Source organism: Oscillospiraceae bacterium (assembly GCA_034925865.1).
Taxonomy (GTDB): domain Bacteria; phylum Bacillota; class Clostridia; order Oscillospirales; family SIG627; genus SIG704.
Genome location: JAYFRN010000007.1, coordinates 120,711 through 140,920 on the forward strand (window position 1 = coordinate 120,711; position 20,210 = coordinate 140,920).

The 20,210-nt window shown below is 44.0% G+C and carries 17 protein-coding genes; 3 read left to right on the forward strand and 14 right to left on the reverse strand.

Annotated elements, in window-relative coordinates:
* Nucleotides 1-90 precede the first annotated feature (90 nt).
* The 10 genes from VB118_04485 to rimM form a co-directional block, all read right to left on the reverse strand.
* A complete protein-coding gene (locus VB118_04485; GenBank protein MEA4831860.1) occupies nt 91-1,842 on the reverse strand; it encodes a helix-turn-helix transcriptional regulator in 1,752 nt (583 codons plus the stop codon).
* Nucleotides 1,843-2,236: 394 nt separating this feature from the next.
* Entirely contained in the window at nt 2,237-4,105 is a 1,869-nt protein-coding gene (uvrC, locus tag VB118_04490; protein ID MEA4831861.1) for an excinuclease ABC subunit UvrC, read from the reverse strand.
* Nucleotides 4,106-4,200: 95 nt separating this feature from the next.
* Entirely contained in the window at nt 4,201-4,464 is a 264-nt protein-coding gene (locus VB118_04495; GenBank protein MEA4831862.1) for an HPr family phosphocarrier protein, read from the reverse strand.
* Nucleotides 4,465-4,670: 206 nt separating this feature from the next.
* The gene (locus VB118_04500) at nt 4,671-5,195 is read right to left on the reverse strand and encodes a DUF4330 family protein (GenBank protein ID MEA4831863.1); all 525 of its coding nucleotides are present in this window, start codon (nt 5,193-5,195) and stop codon (nt 4,671-4,673) included.
* A gap of 119 nt (nt 5,196-5,314) precedes the next feature.
* Nucleotides 5,315-5,830 carry a DUF4330 domain-containing protein gene (locus VB118_04505; GenBank protein ID MEA4831864.1) on the reverse strand — a complete coding sequence of 172 codons (516 nt, stop codon included), beginning with the start codon at nt 5,828-5,830 and terminating at the stop codon, nt 5,315-5,317.
* 18 nt (nt 5,831-5,848) lie between these two features.
* Nucleotides 5,849-7,771, reverse strand: coding sequence for an O-antigen ligase family protein (locus tag VB118_04510; GenBank protein MEA4831865.1), 1,923 nt, complete (start codon nt 7,769-7,771; stop codon nt 5,849-5,851).
* Complete coding sequence (locus tag VB118_04515; protein MEA4831866.1) at nt 7,768-9,348, reverse strand: lipid II flippase MurJ; 1,581 nt, start codon at nt 9,346-9,348, stop codon at nt 7,768-7,770. Before VB118_04515 ends, VB118_04510 begins: the two co-directional genes overlap by 4 nt.
* Before the next feature lie 2 nt (nt 9,349-9,350).
* The gene (trmD, locus tag VB118_04520) at nt 9,351-10,079 is read right to left on the reverse strand and encodes a tRNA (guanosine(37)-N1)-methyltransferase TrmD (protein MEA4831867.1); all 729 of its coding nucleotides are present in this window, start codon (nt 10,077-10,079) and stop codon (nt 9,351-9,353) included.
* Nucleotides 10,080-11,498, reverse strand: a complete 1,419-nt coding sequence (locus VB118_04525) for a neutral/alkaline non-lysosomal ceramidase N-terminal domain-containing protein (GenBank protein ID MEA4831868.1) — start codon at nt 11,496-11,498, stop codon at nt 10,080-10,082.
* A 19-nt stretch (nt 11,499-11,517) separates the two neighbouring features.
* Nucleotides 11,518-12,030, reverse strand: a complete 513-nt coding sequence (gene rimM / locus VB118_04530) for a ribosome maturation factor RimM (protein MEA4831869.1) — start codon at nt 12,028-12,030, stop codon at nt 11,518-11,520.
* A 200-nt stretch (nt 12,031-12,230) separates the two neighbouring features.
* On the opposite strand from rimM, the gene VB118_04535 reads away from it, so the two are divergent.
* Nucleotides 12,231-12,380, forward strand: a complete 150-nt coding sequence (locus tag VB118_04535) for a hypothetical protein (GenBank protein MEA4831870.1) — start codon at nt 12,231-12,233, stop codon at nt 12,378-12,380.
* Between the two features lie 4 nt (nt 12,381-12,384).
* On the opposite strand, the gene VB118_04540 is transcribed toward VB118_04535, so the two are convergent.
* From VB118_04540 to secA, 4 genes are all read right to left on the reverse strand, one after another.
* The gene (locus tag VB118_04540) at nt 12,385-13,359 is read right to left on the reverse strand and encodes a DUF624 domain-containing protein (protein ID MEA4831871.1); all 975 of its coding nucleotides are present in this window, start codon (nt 13,357-13,359) and stop codon (nt 12,385-12,387) included.
* A 39-nt stretch (nt 13,360-13,398) separates the two neighbouring features.
* Nucleotides 13,399-14,685, reverse strand: coding sequence for a hypothetical protein (locus VB118_04545; protein MEA4831872.1), 1,287 nt, complete (start codon nt 14,683-14,685; stop codon nt 13,399-13,401).
* Nucleotides 14,686-15,048: 363 nt separating this feature from the next.
* Complete coding sequence (locus VB118_04550; protein ID MEA4831873.1) at nt 15,049-15,618, reverse strand: hypothetical protein; 570 nt, start codon at nt 15,616-15,618, stop codon at nt 15,049-15,051.
* On the reverse strand, nt 15,618-18,377 hold the full coding sequence (gene secA / locus VB118_04555; protein MEA4831874.1) for a preprotein translocase subunit SecA: 2,760 nt from the start codon (nt 18,375-18,377) through the stop codon (nt 15,618-15,620). The genes VB118_04550 and secA overlap by 1 nt, the downstream gene beginning before the upstream one ends.
* Before the next feature lie 142 nt (nt 18,378-18,519).
* Here secA and yunB point away from each other — a divergent pair, with 142 nt between their 5' ends.
* On the forward strand, nt 18,520-19,221 hold the full coding sequence (gene yunB / locus VB118_04560) for a sporulation protein YunB (GenBank protein MEA4831875.1): 702 nt from the start codon (nt 18,520-18,522) through the stop codon (nt 19,219-19,221).
* Between the two features lie 651 nt (nt 19,222-19,872).
* Entirely contained in the window at nt 19,873-20,085 is a 213-nt protein-coding gene (locus VB118_04565) for a hypothetical protein (GenBank protein MEA4831876.1), read from the forward strand.
* Nucleotides 20,086-20,210: the final 125 nt, after the last annotated feature.

Below are 20,210 nucleotides of genomic sequence, written 5' to 3' on the forward strand. Positions count from 1 at the left end.
AGTCTCCCGGATATTGTTTATGCTTATATATTGAAAAAAAGAGATGAATGATAGCATAAGTTCGTTCTATATTATTAGTAAAAGAGGTATTCATTTTACTATTTCCTTCGCCAAGTCTATAGTGCTATATTCTAATTCCTGCATCTCTGAAAGCAATTCAGCTTGCTGTATCCTCATTTCCTTTGTCCAGAATTTGCGTGTTCTTGCGCCTTCGAGATATTCGCCGCTGTCAAGCAGTATATGAATTTTCTCAGCCTTTTCAGAAATAACAGAGAATTGTTTTATGATCCGATCCATGTTGTCAGTCTTCTCCGGCAGAAGGTTTTGGTTGTCCGAAAGATAAATATAAGCCGATTTCCTCGCATCATACAACGAAAGAGAACAGAATTGATTGACCGAAAAGCGTCGGGCAAGTTGCTCATCATCATTGTTTTTATACCATTCTTCATCCAGTAGGTCTTTTCGCCAAACATCATATGCCTTAAATCCCATAGTGTAACCCCTGCAACTCTCCTGCTTTGAGCAGTCTGCAAATACACGCAATGAGTTTATTAAATTATCTTTAACGGACGGCGGTGTCGTCATATCAGCAAAATAGGTGATGATAAACGGCCAATTATCAACAAAAAGATAGTCAAATGGGTTGTACTTCCCTTTTTCATAATCAGCGGAATTAAGAATCGCAGGATCATATTTTGTGCGGCAGAATAAGTCCGCGCCATTTTCCTTATAACCGCATATCACACCCCATTCGGGGGCTACTCGCAGATTGATACCCAACACGGGCATGTTATGCCGTAATTCATTTACTATGTACTTACGTTCTTCCGCCCGCGTTTCTTTTTCAATCCTGTTGGCAAACTTTGGGGTAAATCCAAATGCTTTATATGCAGGCGTCGCATAGTCGTAGGCGACAAGACCGTCCACTGAACTGTAATCCCATCCCGGAGAACAGAACGCAAGCCGATAACAAGCTCCAGATACGCCCATAACCTGTTCATAAGTTGTTTTAATATTCATCGCTGCAAGTGCAGCAGTTAGCGCTGCCGCCCATGAGCATTCCATCCCTTTCCCGAATTCCGGCAGGAGGGGAACACCGGATATAAAATACTCACCTGACGTTTGTTTGCGGAACAACTCCGTTTTTTCGGAATTATAAGCAATACTTTCACCTTCCTCGCAAGTGACTGAATGAATGCCGTCGCCGTTTAAATATACAAAAGTAAGATAATCCTTGTCGTCATTTGTTGGGTCACTAGGGAAGGTTTCGTGGTTGGCATGATATTCGTTCCATTTAAACACCCTGTAATGCTCAATTTTATTCATTACATTGTATTTCGCCTTAGCCGTACCATAGGATGCCGCGATGATTTCAATTCCCTTGCCAGCCTTGTATCCTTTGTTGTTAAGATTGATGGTAAGGTGCTCGTTTTCTCCCGCAAATGTATAAAAAATATCCTGCTGTATCTGATATTTAATTATTAAAAACTTTGGGCGGTTGTAATCCAGCGGACAAGCGAGAGAAAGAGCGTTAACCTCAATATCTAAGGTATCGTTTTGTATGAACTTATTCAAGCGCTTCGCTACATTATGGCTCTCTATACCATCGCCGTAAAATGCGGATAAAACTTGAATATTGCTGTCTGTCAATATAGAGTCAATGCTTGTGTCGAGAGCTTTTGCAAGATTAGGAAGCAATGCGGTTTCTGGTAACGCGTGACCGTTCTCCCATTTTGATACCGCTTGCGGACTGATACTCAATATCTCGGCAAGGCTTTCCTGCGTATATCCACGTTCTTTCCGTAGCGATGCAATCTGTTTCCCTATTTTTATTGTATCCATAAAATTAACCCCTTACATTTATTTATCAGCTGATAAACTCATTATACATACACTAATCGGAAAGCGGAATGTATCAAAGTTTAAATTTGGAAAAATAAAAACTCAACCGTAGGTTGTTTTATATAAATCGCCACCAAGTGTAATATCATCAATGTCGATGTATATACAATCCATACAGAAATAGATTACTTTTACAACAATGCGAAAATACGGTGTTTCGGAAGCTCATAGCACTCAAGTAAATCATAACGGAAAGTTTTCCGGGATACTTAATGTTCATTATTATTAACTCGGCGATTAAATAATTACCGCTCAAAGAGAGAAAAGGCTTTGGTATATGGCCTTTTCTTTATCAAGACAAGGATTACTTAATTGCCGAATTAATAAAACGCCCTTAATCTTTTTTTATTGTCGGATTGAAATGCGCGAATATATTTTCCGCGTCAGCTTTATTGACTCCTTTTACGCGTGACAGCGCCTCTTCGGATGCCTCCTTGATGCCCTTAAGCGAGCCGAAATGGGCAAGGAGCGCTTTTGACTTTGCTTCGCCGATACCGTTTATAACGGTAAGAGAAGAGGTTTTTACTGATTTGCGCCGCTTTGTATCCATTCGTGAAAGCGAGAAGCGGTGAACTTCTTCTTGAATTCCGTAAATAAAGCGGAATATCTGCGTATGGTTTGCGATGGAAATATCGTTTTCTCCGTCAGTAAGACATCTTGTCTTATGAAAATCGTCTTTTACCATACCGTATACAGGTATATCTTGCCCGGCGGCTCTGAGGACTTTGAGAGCGCATGCCACATGGCCTTTTCCGCCATCCACAAGTATGAGATCGGGAAGCGGGAGAAACGCATCGTCTCCGTCGGCGGCGCGCTTTATCCTGCGCTCAAGAGCTTGGCTCATAGCGGCGTAATCATCCGGCATTCCGTCCGTGGATATTCCAAAGCTGCGGTATGCTCTTTTCAGAAAACGCCCGTTTTTGCAGACGATCATTCCCGCAGTAACGGCTTGATTTCCGCTGTTTGATATATCGTACGCCTCAATGCGTTCCGGTATCACCCCCAGATGCAAAAGCTGAGCGAGGTTTAAAAGCGTCTCGTCATCCCGTGCCGCGGCCTTGCGCTTGTTTTCCGCGTATTCCTTTGCGTTTTCACACGCAAGAGAGCATAATGCGCGGTTATCTCCGCGTTCCGGCACGAGTACTCTAACGGAATGCCCCGCCGTTTCAGATAGCATCTCCGATGTCAGCTTGTCGCTTTCATCGAACAGCGAGGCATCCGCGAATATTTTCTGAGGTATAAATTCGCGTGTTTTATAAAGACTGACCAGAAACGATGAAAAGCTTTCGGGATCGAGGATTTCGTCCGCTCCGAATTCGTATGATGTCATATCGCAGATTCTTCCGCCGCGCACCGCGAGCAGCGAGACGACTGACGATACATTATCACAGTAAAGGCCAAAAATATCCGCGTCAAGCTCTGGTGAGCCGACGATCTTCTGACGGCTTTTAAGGCTTTTTAAAGCCTCAATCATGTCTCTGAGCCTTGCCGCGTGTTCAAATTTCAATTCCTCCGCGGCTTTTTCCATTTCCGACTTCATTTCATTTGCCACTGAGGTATAATCATCGCGCAGGAACATGATGAGCTTGTTGATCACGGCGCGATATTCCTCTTCTGATACTTCGCCGGTACAGACTCCGATGCATCTTCCGAGATGCTTATAAAGACATGGCCGTGTTTTTCCGATATCTCTCGGGAAAACCTTTTCGCAGGAGGGAAGTCTGAAAATTGATTTGGCGGCGTCTATTATTGAGTAAACGGTTTTAGAGCTGCTGTAAGGCCCGAAATACAGCGCGACATTCCGACTGACGGCATCCCTGCGCCTTGAGAGTGAAAGGCGTGGGTATTTATCTCCGACATTAAGGACAAGATACGGATAATTCTTGCCGTCTTTAAGCTTGATATTATATTTTGGATTATGAAGCTTTATAAGCTCGTTTTCAAGAATAAGCGCTTCGGCTTCAGTGTTTGTGACTATATACTCAAATTTTGCTATTTCCGAAACAAGTTTTTTTGTCTTTACACCGTGTGTCTCAATTGATTGAAAATAGGATGAGACACGGTTTTTAAGCAGCTTTGATTTGCCGACATATATAATATGTCCGCAGCTGTCGAAATGCATATATATTCCCGGTTTCAAGGGAAGCTGTTTCGCGGCTTCGTAAAGCCCGGCTATACCGTTGTCAGTTGATATTTGTTTCATAATAACATAATACCGCCTTTGACCGATTTGTCAAAGGCGGCAACAAAAATAATAGATTTGATTTCAATAATTGAAATTAAATTCAATTGATGAATTCAGTCGTTGAACCCTGTAAGAATAAGGTTGGCGAGTCCGTCAATAGCGTCGGCCTCGTCTGTGCCGTCGGCGATGATCAACACCTGCGCGCCTTTGGATATTCCAAGGGAAAGGACACCGAGCAGACTTTTTGCGTTTGCGCGGCGGTCACCGCATTCAATCCATATTGAGCTTTTGTATGTATTAGCTTTTTGTATGAAATATGTGGCGGGGCGGGCATGCAGCCCGACATTGTTATTTACAGTAACATCTTTGGAGATCATACTAATGACCATGCCTTTCGCACATGATTTGGATAATGAATATAATGCCGTCTGCCATCGGGCGGAAACGGCATCCAATACATACTGCATTATAATACCTGATAAACCTGTTTCAAATATTATATCAAGCGCACAGAAAAAAAGCAATAGGAAATTCAGAAAATAATTGTTAATTTTATAAAATTTAATTAATTGCCATCATAAATTCAGCCGTTTGTAGTTGCCGGAGGCTGTGTTTCGGCGATTTCATTGACTGAGAGAACGGTAAGCATAACTACCAATGAATCTGTCTGACAGTAAATCTCGCGACCCGGACTTAGAAACATTGAATTGGGTAAATAATACTCATTCTTTTCGTTTTTCCTTACTTTTACTAGGGCAGTTCCGGTTACGTCTATACGCTCAGGAATCTCGGTTTTTGTGATGGTACCATCGGCAAGCGCAATATAAGCTGTAGCCGGATGGTATTCAGACGAAATTATTGATCCGGCGTTTGAATTATCTGACTGGATCATAAGCTCCGTACCGGGAACGAGATATACGGAAGAGGTATCACGTATTCCCTCTATAACGAATTTATATTCAACAGTGACTTCCTTCTGATCTCCGCCTATTCTCTCAGCTATGTCGGTACGAAGGAGAATGGAAATTCCGGACGCGGCAATGAGTACAATAATAAGAAAATCGATTATGTTAAAGTGATGCTTGATTATATTCGGTTGTTCGTTCATGTATTACCATGCCTTTCTGCCGGACTGTAATTTAATTTATTATCGGTTCCGGCTTGCCTAAATAGTAGTTTAAACCGCATAGGCAATAATTGCTGATTGTCCAATCTGTTATCAGTCATTTATTTTGAAATTGCTTTTGTTTGTGTATCAATTTCTCTGACCCCCGTGCAAAGAGCCGTGCCAATATATGCCTGTGTTCTGAAACTGATGGATTTACCGACAGCAATATTTACGGTTTGAATATATAACATTCCATTTTCACGTTTTGCGTCGCTGCGAATGGTCATAATAAGCTTTGAATACACGCCTTCGGGGTATTGGACGACATGCATAGTCCCGTCATTCAAATTAGTTGTTGCGCTGGTTGCATTTTCATATTTAACAGCTACGACCGTACCGATAATGTCCTTAGCGACTGTATTTATGAGCATGTCTCCTGTTTTGACCGCTCCGTCAAATTCCTTTTTCTGTATCGGTATTTCAAGCGTATATTCAAGTCTCACGGCCTCTGTTCCGTTTGTTTTACGTATTACGAAAAAATATATTCCTCCGGCGATGATGCAGAGCACTACAACGATTAATAGCGCGTCTACAATATTGAATGAATACTGCCTGCCCGATTTTGTTTGCTCCATGATATAAAAATCCTCCTGTCAATAATTATTGATCTCAGTGCGTTCGCGCTTCGCGCTTTTTGCGCAGGCCACAGCGAAGCCGCATAACACAAAGAATATAAGAAAAACTCTGTAGTTATAAAATATATAATCGGTGAGCCCCACCGCGAGAAACCCTAAAATACCGGATACTGTTCCGACAACGGCCGGATACAGGCTTCGCATCGCTGTGTCCGATGACGAGGCGGCGTCCCGGCAATATGAAAGCGTCTGTTTTAATATAAAGTATATCGCCAATATAAACACGATCAGACCGATCAGCCCTATTTCAGTCGTGATCTGCAGGTATACGTTGTGGCTGTGAGGAGCGGCCTCAATCCCGGCCAGCGAATATTTCGGATAAACCTTTGAAAAAGCGCCCTCGCCCACTCCTATACCGGATGTGAAGTAATCACTGATCATATTAACGACGGCTTTCCATATACTGACACGGTAGCTTGTGGAGGTATCCTTCAGATTACCGATACTTTGAAACCGGCTTATTATTGATGAAGGTAAAACCATTGAAATAAATGGCAGTGAAAGCAGACCGATAATATATATTAAAATGGTGTTTTTAAATGCGAGCAGGAAATATATGAGCATCGCTATTACAAAGCCAAGCCATGCCCCGCGTGACCATGTGTATATGAGAGCCGCACCGGAAGCGCAGAATATAAGAAACAGCGAAGCCTTAGAGAAAAAGTTTTTACGAGAAATAAGAAGAGCAAAAACAATGGGCATAAGAAGAACGAGATATTGAGCGAACACATTCGGATTTTCAAAGGTCGACACAACTCTGCGAGATATATCGGAGAACATTTCCGCATCAATCCAGGTCGTGTCTTCCGCTCCGAAAAAGTTTTGATATATGCCGTAAAGAGATGTAAGTGCCATTGAAAAAATGAATAGCGACAGCATTTGCTTCGCAAGGCGCGACGTTTTTATTAGATTGACAACCAAGAAATATGACAATATGAACAGAAAGCGCAGCAGCGCCGGCTTGATGCTTCCGGAAACATCGGCTGAAACAAACCCGCCGAATAATATCAGTACCGCAAAGAACAATATAAAACAGTCGCTTAAATCGAATTTTATGGTACGTTTTCCGCGGATCAGCTTCAGTGTAAATGATATCCCGGTAAGTATTATAAGAGCCGCCAGCCCCATCGTCGGTGAAAACGGAAGTATAACGGCCAGCGCGAGACATCCGAATTCCGGCTTGTACATGACCATTAAAAACGCGGTAAAAGCGGCCAGCGCGGCGATTATATAAAGCGGATTGATGAAATATGTCAACGCGCCAAGAAAAAGGCCGAAAAAGGGATAAATCAGGCCGCGAAGAACTCTGCGATTTGATTGATCCGGAGTTTTCATAATTTCCATCGGTATGAACCCAAACGCCCCGAATAAAAGCCCTCCGGCGATCCGGCTTTCCGATATAGCCGAACAGAGTGTTGAACGCGAAATGATAACAGGAATCGCAGAAGCCATGAGCGTTATACCGATAACAAGCGGAGTATACGAAGCATCAAGTTTTAAAAAGTATCTCTGTAAAATATATACTGATGTCGTGGTTATTCCGAAAAAGAACACTCCGATCCCGACCGACTTCATATTTGCGGACAGCAAACAGTTAACGGCGTTTCTGTACAGATGCATGAATAGGCTGTCCTCAACAGGACGTGATATCTTGTTTTTAATGGTCAGCTTTGAAGCGGAGCGGTTGAAAAAGCGGGAAAACAGAGAGAACAATATACTGCTTTTTAATTTCGTTTCTGCTTCGTCGTAGCGGGTAAATATCTGTACAATAAAAGAGCTGCGCGCGTTTTTTGATAAGAAATTGCAAAATACCATCAGATATCCGATGATTATGCTTTCACGGCAGCTTCGGATCAATGAATTGCCGTCGCGTAATTTCATGCTTTTTTCCTCCCGGATTTTGAATTCAGAAATGCCTGCGAATAAGGTTCGCGGATGATAATCAGAGAAACGGCGTATACCGCCGCGCCGGGTATGAATACGGCCGCGCAAACGCCTGCGTTTTTCCAGAATCCGCAGGTGAAGGCATCCGCGCCTATTAAAACAACTGTCAAATTCATTACGGCATAGGATAATACGGCCGACACGGCTGCTTTGGCGGTCCAGAGTGCGTCCCGTGTTTTGAAAAAGCCCTTGATGCTTCCGGCGCAGCAAAGCATGACCAGCGCCGAAACCCATAATCCGCATGACATCGCGGCGGCGGCGGAGGATGGACCGAGCTTTAATATCGAAACGAAAAGATACGACAGCAGAAAGTCGGACACGATTCCCGAAAGAGCGGCGGTGGCTGGGACAGAGTTTTTTCCGAGCGCATAAAAGCTGCGTGACATGACTTCGCACACGGCGAAAGCCGGTATCGCGGTCGAAACCGCCTTAAGAGCCGCCGCCACAAGCCTGCACGAATTTACATCAAAGCTGCCGCGCATATATATAACGGCCGTAATGTTTGGAGAGAGTACTGTCATGGCGCATAATACAGGAAGAGTGATAAGAAGTGACACAAACAACGCTTCGCGCGCAGCCTCGTTGAAGCCGACGTTTTCCGCGTTTCCCGCGTGTTCGTTTGCCGCGCGGCGCGACATCTCCGGAAAGGAATAGTTGCAAATACCGTATGTGAGTATGCCTGCCGCAATGATGAAAAGCGTCGTCGCGTATTCAAACGCCGGCACAGCTCCCTCTGTACCGGAACGCAGAGAAAAATCAAGCCCTATCAGAAGCGAAAATGGAATAAGCCACGATCCGGCGACGACCTTGGGCGTTGCTTTAAGGGCTTTGAGAAAGGCTTTATTGCCGAAATCAAAGAGCGCGTAAAACCTGAAGCCGCGCTTTTTAAGCGGAATAATAAGCGTTACGAGCTGAATGCCCCATGCCGCGAGATAGGCGGCCGCAAGCCCGGCAATTCCGAATGAACGGTCAAAAAACAGAAAATAAATTATTACAAAAGAATTGGAGAAGCAGGAGATCAAAGAGGGAAAGATGAATTCTCCGCGAGACTGCAGGACTCCGACAAGAGTATAGGCGGATCCTGCAAGCATTATCAGCGGCAGCATGATCCTGAACAGCCGTACCGCCAGCTCAAAAGTTGTTTTATCAAGACCGGAGGCGAGCATCGAAATCATGCCGCGCGCAAATATAAGTCCCAGAGCTGTTATAATTCCGGTAAGCAACAGGATAAAATTCAGGTATATACCGGCAAATTTGTCCGCTTCGTCAAATCTGCGCTCGTCTGCGGCAGAAACAAGGCTGTTGTATACCGGGATGAAACATCCGAGTATTGCCGAACCGAAAAGGATATCAAAAAAAGAAAGCGGAATACGGGAGGCCGCTGAAAAAGCGGTTGCTTCCGGAGAGGTTCCGTAGTGAGATGCGAGAAGAATCCCGCGGAGCATTCCGAGCAGCTTTGAAAACGCCGTTGCGGCGACCATTACGGAAACTGTTTTTACAGCAGAACGTTTCATGCTTATGTTTTTTCATGCCTTTCGGGTTTTATATCAACTTCTGTTCCCATATTATTGCATATCAAATCCGGGCGCTTATCAAGAGTGAGACGCACGGCCTGTTCGTGCCGCCATTTGGCGATCCGGGCGTGATTGCCGGAGGAAAGCACCTCCGGGACGGCTTTTCCGTGAAATATGGGAGGACGAGTATACTGAGGGTATTCAAGCAGTCCGGAATAAATGCTTTCGTCTGTAAAACATTCGTCAGCGGGCAGCACCTTGTCGACAAGACGGGAAACACAGTCCACAACGACCGCGGCGGGAAGCTCGCCTCCCGTCAGGACATAATTACCTATTGATATTTCCTCGTCGACGATTTCCTCAATGATCCGTTCGTCCACGCCTTCATAATGTCCGCAGAGCAGGATCACGTGACCCTTTTCCTTGAGCTGCGCGGCGGTGTTTTGATCGAACAGGCGACCTTTCGGAGACAGGTAGACCGTATATGGCTTGTATCCCAGGCTTTCGGTTATTGCGGCGTAGCAATTGTATATGGGCTCAGGCGCCATGAGCATTCCGCGTCCGCCTCCGTACGGGGTATCGTCGACCTTTCGATGCTTATCTGTCGAATAGTCTCTTATGTTATAACAGTTTATTTCTATATATCCCGAGCTTCTTGCACGTCCGATGATAGATTGTGAAAAAATTGTATCCATCATTTCCGGGAAGAGTGTCATTATGTCAAATCGCATTTATTCGCAAAGCTCCGAAGCCTTTTGCATTATAATAGATTCAATTTCCGGAACAAAGCCCTGCGGTATACCATAATAGATCGTGCTTCCGTCCGGTTCATATCCGCCTTCTGCGTACATATGAGTTGTGCATATGTATCCGATTTCCCCGTTTGAATATCCGGCCACCATGACCTTACGGTCGGGGAGCAGCGCCTTGAAAAGCGCGTCATATTCGACGACTGCTTCGCCTTCCAGCGCGAATATCGTGAATTTATCGCCGAAATCTATGCGTTGAATTGAATACGGAATTTCCGTCGGCAGGCTTTCATAATTTTCGTAAAACCAAGTGTATACCTCCGGCAGCACGCCTGTGGAGGATTTAGACAGCGAGAGGTATTGTGCCTTTGTCGTCTTGTTTTCCTGAAGAGGGATTGTGAAACGTGCGACTTTTGCCGATACAGAGCCGTCAAGACAGGTCATATCACCTGCTTTGCCGTTGCACAAAGCGACGACGGAGCTGCCCAGTCTGCTGCCGCAGGCTTCGGCGCCCTCATATGAAACCTTGAACGCGCTTCCATCTTCGGTTAAAGCGCGTGTTTTAAGATCTCCGCCACAGCCTTGAATGAACACCGCGGTGGTGCCGGGGATTTTTTTCTCTATATAATTTCTGGCGTATCCCACATAATCAGCTGTAATATAATCACCGTTCATAGTGCTCGGATGACATGCAAAATTAAAAAGCACAGCTTTGACCTTATCATTGCATACCGCTTTTATGACCATGACATTGTCGTTGCGGGGGCCCGCGTCCCACGGCTGCCAATAACAGACTCCGCCCTTTATCAGTCGGCGGTTTATTGAAACAAATTTTGCGGGGCTTTCTCCGATATAAATCGCGCCTTCTTCAAGGTCGTCGAGCGCGGCCTTTACAGTCTGAAACGCGGTTTCGTAAAACCAGTCCGAATATTCCTTCACATATCCGCCGAGCCCGTGTGTATTCGTGAGCGTATTCGGAGCGGAATGCGTATGGCTGGCATTGAACATCAGGGCGTTTTTATCAACACCCAATTCTTTTTCAATTCTTTCACGGAGCTGGTCCGTGAGGCCCTTATCCCATCCGAGCGTATCGGCGGCGACAATAACGCTTCGCTTTCCTTCACATTCGAAAGCGACAGCGTCCATTTCTATATCGTCGTGTACTCCGAGATATTTTCTATCAATATTTCCAAAGCCTGTCAGGTGTATCGGCACCGTCGGATTCGTGCATACGGAGGCCGCTCCGATTTTCATCAATGATTTATCCTGAGTAAATACCGAGCTCATTGTATCAGTGCCAGAGGAAATTTTCTCCGGAATATTGCATGCTGAAAATGAAACGGATGAGGAAACAAGAAGCGCAGCGGCAGCCAGCACCGCGGCAATTACACTTTTTTTCATTGTTATATAATGCCTTTCCTTATATTTCAGAATCAAAAATGCCTTTGGGCGGAGAAATAAAAATGCCGGCGGATGTATCGATTTTCGCTATGAATTCCTTTACCGCGGGAAACAAATATGTTTTTTCTCCGCTTTTGATTTCATATACATCATTGGCTCCTTTATTAAAAACATCAGTCAGCTTTCCATAGATTTTTCCGGTCGCGGCATCTATGACCTCAAGGCCGAGAATATCGCTTATGAATACAGCTCCGTCAGGAATGGGAATATTTTTTCTGTCCGCATAAAGTGTTTTGTTTTTTAATGCCATTGCTTTGTCTACGTGATCAATTTTATCAAAGCTGATCAGCAGAAGCGTCCCCTGCTGACGCGAGTTGACCACGTCCAGAGCCTCAATGCCTCTATCGTCGAGAAAAAACTGCTTGATAGCGAGTGCCGTTTCGGCCGAGTCGCACCAATGCTCGACTTTGACTTCTCCTGACAGCCCGTGAGTGTTGACAATTCTTCCGGCTTCAAGGTACTGTTTTATCATTGATATTTTTCCCTTTCTTATAAAAATCGATAATTCGATTATAGCTTTTAGATAATATCCTATGTTTTTATTAAAAATCGTGAAAAACTGTCACTTGCTCCGAGGCTGCGGCATACAATGGAATGAGGCGGATATAAACGTACATTCCGCGGAATGAAGCGGATATAAACGTACATTCCGCACATAAAGGAGCTGTTCATATGAAAAACATCGAGAAGATATGGGGCATAGCGGTATCGGCCTTCGGGCTTGGAATATTGATCGCTTTTTTTCTGCCACAGTGTGTCCTTGTGGTACTTGAGGCGATAGTTATTGTAACGGCGGGAATCTTGTTTTTAAGATGTTGCTGAGCTCTCAGCCTCTGTCGACAAAAACAGGTTCCACATCGGATTCAGGCTGCTTATCGGCGTCGGGATAATAAGGAATGATCATATATTTTTTAATTATAGGGTATACGGCGTATGCGGATATGAAAGCGCAAAGTGAAAAGGTGATTATAAACGGCATTACTACTCCGATCGGTGGGAACATCATATAGAAAAAGTAATTAATGCTGATTGTAAGAAGTATGCCTATAAACGCGAGCAGATTGCGTTTGATTCCCAGAAGTGCGAAAATGAATGAGTTTTTAATTATTTTATATGTGTTGAGCTTAAAGGTTACAAGGATGATATACATATAGAATCTCATTGCCGCATATATGAATCCGAGTCCTATCGAAACGTAAAACATTAGCTGCATTCCGAAGCCGATGCTCTGCATATAATAGAAATAATACAGATCGAAGCTAATAACCGATAATAATGCTATATCGACAATTCCGAGAAGCAGTCCCTGGAAAAAGTTTTTCTTTATTGTAAGGAAAAAATCGGACCCTACATCCGCGTGTTCTTCTTTGGCGAAATTCCGTGTGACATACGCCATGCCGACATTGGCCATCCCGAAAGTCAACAGAACCAGCAGCGTCAGATAGTAAAGTATCCTTGTCGTTGCGCTCGGATATCCGGATTCGATCATAAAGCCGTGAACACCCATGAGAGCGTAATAAGCCGGCCCTTTGGAATAAAGCCCTGCTCCATAGAGGATCGGATAAAACATTTTTGCCGGTGTGTTAAACGGTATGTCAAAGTTTCCGGAAAGCCCCAGAAGGCCGAAAAAAACAGGAAAATTGAAGAAGACATACAACAGGTTCATGCTTACGAGCTTCCAAAACCGTCTGCCGAGCACCGGAAAGAAGTTTGTAAAGGTGAATCTTTTATCATTTTTGTCTTTTTTTACGCCAGCTCCGGGCTTAGAGTAGTCGACCAGTCCTTTGAATAGCTTTGCCACGATGAATTTCCTCCGGTTTAGATCTTTTTGAATTTTAGTTTATTTATACTGCCATCCGAGTTCGTCCGAAAGAGAAAACACGGTCTTGAGAGCATTTATATACCAAAAGATACTGATTATAAGACCTACCGCCGAATAAACGGCGCTGAGGTCAGGAAAAGCATAACCGATAAACCCGAAGATAGAGAGAAAAACGGTGAATATCGAAAGAGATATCGCAGCGGGTTTTGCTGCTTCCTTTGAGCTTTCGCGCAGAAAGCCAAGCGCCGATACCATACGCATACCGAGCAGGGCAACAGAGGCGATTATGAACACCTGTTCAGCAGCAGAAAGAACGGCGGATAGCGGCTGATATCTGAATAATATGTTGAAATCCGCGGCGAGCTTTCCGACACAATAAAACCTGTATATATAAGCGCACAGTGAAACCGCCGATCCCAGCAGCATGACTGACAGCGCCATGAATCCTGACGCTGTTTTTCCGTCGATCTTATTAAGAAAATAAACTGCGGCAGCGGCAAGAAAGAAAAATATGAAATTAGGTATAATGCTCACCTTGTCAATATAGACATTGAGAAGGAAAAAAAACGCCAGCGGCATCAACGCAAAAGCGTTGTTCAGGTTCACCTTGATCCACAGCCTTTCATCCGGTGCAATTTCGGCATCAAATGTCTTCTGCAGCGCAGACGAAAAACCATTTTCGCGGGTACATAACCGGAAAAACTTTCTCACATATACGACCGCCGGAATGAAAATAGCCATTCCCAGCACAAAACAGAGCATGATCGTCAGATTCTGTGAGAAAACAAAACGCTTGATATCTGACTGCACGCTCTCCGAAAACTGGTTTGTTATGCGAGGATCGAAAAGATTCATGAATTCCGGAATAAAAGCAAGTATATTTTTTGCTACGAAAAAGATAATTATAAAGAATTTCGTTTCCGCAGAAGCATCCATGACTGTGTTGAAGCTGTATCTTGTCGCAAGATATGAATAACCGCTGTAAAGGGAAGTAAAGAACTTTATAATCAGCCATGTTTCTATGACGGCAAAAGAAAAGGTGCATAAAAGCAGTGCGTTTGCTTTTTCCAGAGAAGTCAAGCACATAAGCTGTACGAGCACGACAGCCACCATTTTCGAAACGGAGGACAGAGCAAGCCATTTTACGGTTTTGCGGGCTTCATAAATACGCGGTTCCATCAGCGAAAGCTTCATTAGTGCTTTATAAATAATTATACAGCCGATAAAATCGGGCAGAGGGTCTATAATATTTACGGTCGGATTCATTAAAAATAATAATCCGGCGAATACTGCGCCAAAACCCATTTTGTCCGTCCTTTGTTTTGATTTTATATATTTGGGGACGCTGTCCCCAAACCCCTGCCGGGAGACTTTTTCGGGAAAAAGTCCCCGAACCCGCAAAAAGCTCATTATTGATTACGAGTTTTAGGGGATTCTTAAGGAGCCTTTTCCCAAAAGGGTCAAATTCGTGACGCTGTTCCCGGAATTGTATCGTGAAAACGATTTTTTAAAAACTCAATATTAAATTTAAATGAGTTTAAGGGGATTCTTAAGGAGCCTTTTCCTAAAAGGGTTATAATTTCAAAAACTCAATATTAAATCCAAATGAGTTTTAGGGGATTCTTAAGGACCCTTTTCCCAAAAGGGTCCTTAAGCGGAGCCTCGGATTTAATCAAGTATAATTTTTCTGAATGCTTCGAAGATAAGAAGCACGTTTGTAATTATCCATGCCACTCCAAAAAGCGAGACGAGCGGGGTGCCGTAACCGTATACCGCGGGATAAAAGCTGCCTGCTATTGTCACAGCGAGATATACTCCGTAATATACTCCCGTAAGGGCAAATCCGAATTTAAGCTTGTCGCAAAAGCGTTTCTGACCGGAGCATGTCAACGCGATATCTCGTATCCCGAACAGAAGCAGATAATGATATATAAGCATTACTGCGACAGTCACGTAGCCGATTATATTATTAATGATCTGTCCGAACGAACCGAAAAATCCAAACAGGCGAAAATTATCAAGCATCGTATACAATGATACCGGAATCATGAATATTGCCGCGTATCTTGCGAGCCTGAGCTTATCGGAATAAGGAGAAAGCTTATTGAGTCCCAAAAGCATCATCGACCATGCGATAATGTCCGGGAAAATATCGAATGTCATCTTCGAATCCGTGCCGAAAGCCACGGAAAACGAAGCGAGGAACATGTATCCGATGAGAAGAAGACCGAAGCCCATTATTCAGAATCCTTGTTTCCGGCTCCGCAGCATTTTTTATACTTTTTACCGCTTCCGCACGGGCACGGGTCATTCCTGCCGACTTTACCTGCAGCAGCTTTCGCGGGCTTTTTCTTGACAGGTTCGGAATCGTCTCCATGAGACTCGCCTGTAACTTTCAGAACCTGTGTGCGTTTGATCTCACGGCGCGGCATGACGTTTAACAGCTGCATGACCGTGTCGGTTCGTATCGCGTCGACCATTTCGTCAAACATCTGAGAGCCTTCGATCTTATATTCGGTAATCGGATTCCGCTGTCCGTATGCCTGAAGTCCGATGCTGTCCATAAGGTCGCTCATTGCGTCGATATGATCCATCCATTTGCTGTCGACATTTCTTAAAAGCACCATTCGTTCAACTTCGCGGAAGGTGTCAGTGCCGATCGTTTCATCAAAAATTGTTTCTTTTTCGGAATAGCGTTTATGAGCGCGCTCGGTCAGCATTTTCACAATATCTTCTTTACTGAGCTTGCCGATGGAATTCTGGTCGTATTTAAAATCGTCCGCGGTTGTAAGGGTATTTATAAACTGCGCGCGCAGCGCTTCGAAATTCCATTCATCCGGAACATCGGAAGAACAATAAGCTTGTACGCTTGATTCGATGAGAGATCCGAGCATTTCCATAATGGTGTCTCTGAGGTTTGCTCCGTCAAGTACATCCCGGCGCTGTTTATAAATTATGTTGCGCTGCTGGTTCATGACATCATCGTACATCAGGACGTTTTTACGGCGGGTAAAGTTCGTGCCTTCAAGACGTTTTTGAGCGGATTCTATTGAGTTGGAAATTATTTTTGCGTCGATGGGCGTATCCTCGTCAAGACCGAGGGTATTTACCATGCTTATCATCCGATCGCTTCCGAAAAGCCTCAGCAGATCATCTTCAAACGAAAGGAAGAATACCGATGCTCCCGCATCGCCCTGACGTCCGCTTCGCCCGCGGAGCTGGTTGTCTATGCGGCGTGATTCATGACGCTCTGTTCCGATTATATACAGCCCTCCGGCCGCTTTTACTTTTTCCGCTTCAGGTTCGATCTCCGCCTTGAATTTGGCTTCTTTATCGGCAAATCTGCGCCTTGCGTCCAATATGCTTTCATCACTGGTTTCAAAATAGCTGTCGGAAAGGGTAAGAAGCTCGTCCTCCACGCCTTCCTTCCTCAGCTCGGATTTTGCCATGTATTCCGGGTTTCCGCCGAGCCGGATATCCGTTCCTCTTCCGGCCATGTTTGTCGAAATTGTCACCGCGCCGTATTTTCCGGCTTGTGCGACTATTTCAGCTTCCTTTGTGTGTTGCTTCGCGTTCAGCACATTATGCTCGATGCCTTCCTTTGAAAGCAGCTTGCTCAACACTTCGCTCTTTTCTATCGAAACGGTGCCGACAAGGACAGGCTGCCCCTTGGAGTGGGCGGCTTTGATTTCTTCAATGATTGCACGGTATTTTCCATCAACAGTTTTATATACCCTGTCTGGACGGTCGTCGCGTATCATAGGTTTGTTTGTAGGAATTTCTATTACATCCAGCGCGTATATCTCTCTGAATTCGTTTTCTTCAGTAAGAGCGGTACCGGTCATGCCAGAAAGCTTTCCGTACAGTCTGAAATAATTCTGAAATGTGATTGTGGCGAGAGTTTTTGATTCTTTTTCTACCTTAACGCCCTCTTTTGCCTCAATTGCCTGATGCAGTCCGTCGGAATATCTGCGTCCGAGCATCAATCGTCCGGTAAAGGCATCGACAATAATGACCTCGCCGTCCTTGACGACATAATCAATATCGCGTTTCATAACGCCTACGGCTTTTATCGCCTGATTTATATGATGGGAAAGCGTTGCATTTTCGGGCGAACCGAGGTTTTCTATTCCGAAATGCTTTTCTGACTTATCGATGCCCTTCTGCGTCAATACGGCTGTTCGGGCTTTTTCGTCTACGATATAATCGGCGTCGATGTCTTCGTCAGATTGCTTTGCATCAATTTCCTTGATTCTGAACTGCTTCAGCTTTTTTGCGAAAATGTCTGCCGCGCCGTAAAGCGGCGTAGAGTCGTCGCCTTCGCCTGAAATTATAAGCGGAGTGCGCGCTTCATCTATAAGTATACTGTCGACTTCATCCACTATCGCAAACGCATGTCCGCGCTGAACCATCTGGTTTTTATATACAACCATATTATCGCGCAGATAATCGAAGCCGTATTCGTTATTTGTTCCATATGTTATGTCGGCGTTGTATGCGGCTTGCTTTTCGGCGCGGTCGCCGCCGTGTACCACGAGGCCTACCGACAGCCCCAGATAGTTATATATTTTTCCCATCCATTCGCTGTCGCGTCTGGCAAGATAATCGTTCACTGTAACAATATGCACGCCTTTTTCGGTGAGCGCGTTCAGATAAGCGGGAAGCGTTGCGGCAAGCGTTTTTCCTTCGCCTGTCTTCATTTCCGCGATCCTTCCCTGATGCAGAACTATTCCGCCTATAAGCTGTACACGGAAATGCCTCATGCCGAGAACTCTGCCGGCGGCCTCGCGGACAACGGCAAAAGCGTCAGGAAGAATGTCGTCGGTAGTTTCGCCCGCGGCAAGGCGTGATTTCAATATTGCTGTCTGCTTTTTAAGCTCCGCGTCGCTCATGCTTTTATATTTGTCTGAGAGAGCTTCTATTTTATTAACAGTGGGTATTATGCGCTTTATTTCATTTTGGCTGTGAGTGCCGAATACTTTTGTGATAATGCTCATTTGTTCCTCCGGAAAATTGGATGTATAATTACACAAAATATATTATAACACCGAAAAGTTCATCCGCAAGCTAAAAATGTAAACTTTGTATAATTTTTATTAAAAGCTCCTTATTTTTTTGATTTTTACATATCATATAACTATGAAAAGATATATCGCCAAAAACAGAAGGTCGAGAAAATTTTTCGCGTATGTGCTGCTTATAACTACTGCCGCTTCAATTCTGTTTATCTATACGGAGCTGAGGCTTCGTCCTGTTGCCTCCGAATTGGCTCTTGCGCGCGCACGGAGCGTTGCAATTACGGTTATGGGCGAATCCGTGTATGAGGTGATCGACGCCGATGGAATTACATATGACGATATCATACATTTTGAGAAAGATAATAACGGACGAATCAGCGCGCTTACCACAAACATAGTAAAGCTTAATATATTGAAAAGCAAAATATCCCTTGAAATTCAAAAGCGACTCAACAATATTCAGTCACCAGAGCTTGTCATTCCGCTCGGAAGTATTCTCAACGGTGAATTCTTTTCCGGCAAAGGGCCGGGTATCAGGATAAAGCTGCTCCCTGCCGGAAGCGCCGCGGCGGAAATCACAAACGTATTCACCGAAGCCGGGATCAATCAGACGCGCCATCAGATCATGCTGCGCGTGTCGCTGTCCGTGTCTGTGATCCTTCCGACAAGCACGGTATCGACCGATGTCGTAAGCAGCGTCTGTATCGCCGAAACGGTCATAGTGGGAGAAGTGCCCGAATCCTTTACGCAAGTCATAACCTCGGATAGTACTATTCCCGGATTGATAAACGATTATAACGCAGAGGACAAACTCAATAAATGATATAACCCTGTATACCGGAGTGAAAAAAGTATAAAATACAAGTCGCCTTATAATAAGGGAAGAGCTTACTGATGAAAGAAACATTGGTTTTATGTTTGGAATAATACTATATGGAAGAAATCAAAGCTTCTGTGACTTAACCACTACCGGAATAATTAAACGAAGCACCGTAGCATCCCGAACCGCATCGCGGTTCGGGATGCTGTTTTTACGCATTGCATTGCTGACTGCGCTTATTATATAGAGTATATATGCAATCGTAATAAAGCCTGATTTCTCGTTATGTAATAAATAATTATATTATAACCTCCGAATACAACAAAATAGTTGTTGACATAAGTTGCCATTGGTGATAATATGGCAATAGTAATATGAACATATTTATTATGAAGCTTTTTCTATGCAAAGCTGCTTATAAAAAAACATTTGAATATTTCAAAAAATATTTTTAAAAAGTTGACACCTATCGGTCTGTTTTTTACGTTTATATATATAGAATCAATCGCGTCTAAATTTCAAAACTATTACGTGTAATTCTCCCACAAATAATCAAAAATGGATATTCGAATTCACAAAGCCAGATTTTGATCATACTACATGGCTTTGGGGTGGAATCATCCATAGGTCAACGGTGCGGCAGCATCAAATTATATGCTGACATCCGGATATGGTTCAAGATTGAAAAACGGAGAGAGAGGTTTTCATTCAGGAATTGATATAACAAATTCACCATATGGTAACACTCCAATTTATCCTGTGGCTGAAAGCATTATATCTGATTATGGTTTTTCTTCTTCAAGAGGTAATTACATAGTATATGAAGTAAAAAATCAACATTTAATCCAAGTCCTAGCATATAAATAATAAATCTACTGATAATCTTATTATTATATTGGAAAGAGGTTAAGCAATGAAATATATAAAGCTTATATCAATACTTTTGTTTATGTGTATGGTTCTTCTTGCATGTGCAAATCCTTACGAAACCG

What these genes read in the sequence shown, in the direction of transcription:
- uvrC (MEA4831861.1), bottom strand. Translation starts at nt 4,105, where the DNA reads ATGAAACAAATATCAACTGACAACGGTATAGCCGGGCTTTACGAAGCC.
- VB118_04510 (MEA4831865.1), bottom strand. Translation starts at nt 7,771, where the DNA reads ATGAAATTACGCGACGGCAATTCATTGATCCGAAGCTGCCGTGAAAGC.
- VB118_04505 (MEA4831864.1), bottom strand. Translation starts at nt 5,830, where the DNA reads ATGGAGCAAACAAAATCGGGCAGGCAGTATTCATTCAATATTGTAGAC.
- trmD (MEA4831867.1), bottom strand. Translation starts at nt 10,079, where the DNA reads ATGCGATTTGACATAATGACACTCTTCCCGGAAATGATGGATACAATT.
- VB118_04565 (MEA4831876.1), top strand. Translation starts at nt 19,873, where the DNA reads ATGCTGACATCCGGATATGGTTCAAGATTGAAAAACGGAGAGAGAGGT.
- VB118_04535 (MEA4831870.1), top strand. Translation starts at nt 12,231, where the DNA reads ATGAAAAACATCGAGAAGATATGGGGCATAGCGGTATCGGCCTTCGGG.
- VB118_04525 (MEA4831868.1), bottom strand. Translation starts at nt 11,498, where the DNA reads ATGAAAAAAAGTGTAATTGCCGCGGTGCTGGCTGCCGCTGCGCTTCTT.
- VB118_04550 (MEA4831873.1), bottom strand. Translation starts at nt 15,618, where the DNA reads ATGGGCTTCGGTCTTCTTCTCATCGGATACATGTTCCTCGCTTCGTTT.
- rimM (MEA4831869.1), bottom strand. Translation starts at nt 12,030, where the DNA reads ATGATAAAACAGTACCTTGAAGCCGGAAGAATTGTCAACACTCACGGG.
- VB118_04485 (MEA4831860.1), bottom strand. Translation starts at nt 1,842, where the DNA reads ATGGATACAATAAAAATAGGGAAACAGATTGCATCGCTACGGAAAGAA.
- VB118_04495 (MEA4831862.1), bottom strand. Translation starts at nt 4,464, where the DNA reads ATGATCTCCAAAGATGTTACTGTAAATAACAATGTCGGGCTGCATGCC.
- VB118_04545 (MEA4831872.1), bottom strand. Translation starts at nt 14,685, where the DNA reads ATGGGTTTTGGCGCAGTATTCGCCGGATTATTATTTTTAATGAATCCG.
- secA (MEA4831874.1), bottom strand. Translation starts at nt 18,377, where the DNA reads ATGAGCATTATCACAAAAGTATTCGGCACTCACAGCCAAAATGAAATA.
- VB118_04515 (MEA4831866.1), bottom strand. Translation starts at nt 9,348, where the DNA reads ATGAAACGTTCTGCTGTAAAAACAGTTTCCGTAATGGTCGCCGCAACG.
- yunB (MEA4831875.1), top strand. Translation starts at nt 18,520, where the DNA reads ATGAAAAGATATATCGCCAAAAACAGAAGGTCGAGAAAATTTTTCGCG.
- VB118_04500 (MEA4831863.1), bottom strand. Translation starts at nt 5,195, where the DNA reads ATGAACGAACAACCGAATATAATCAAGCATCACTTTAACATAATCGAT.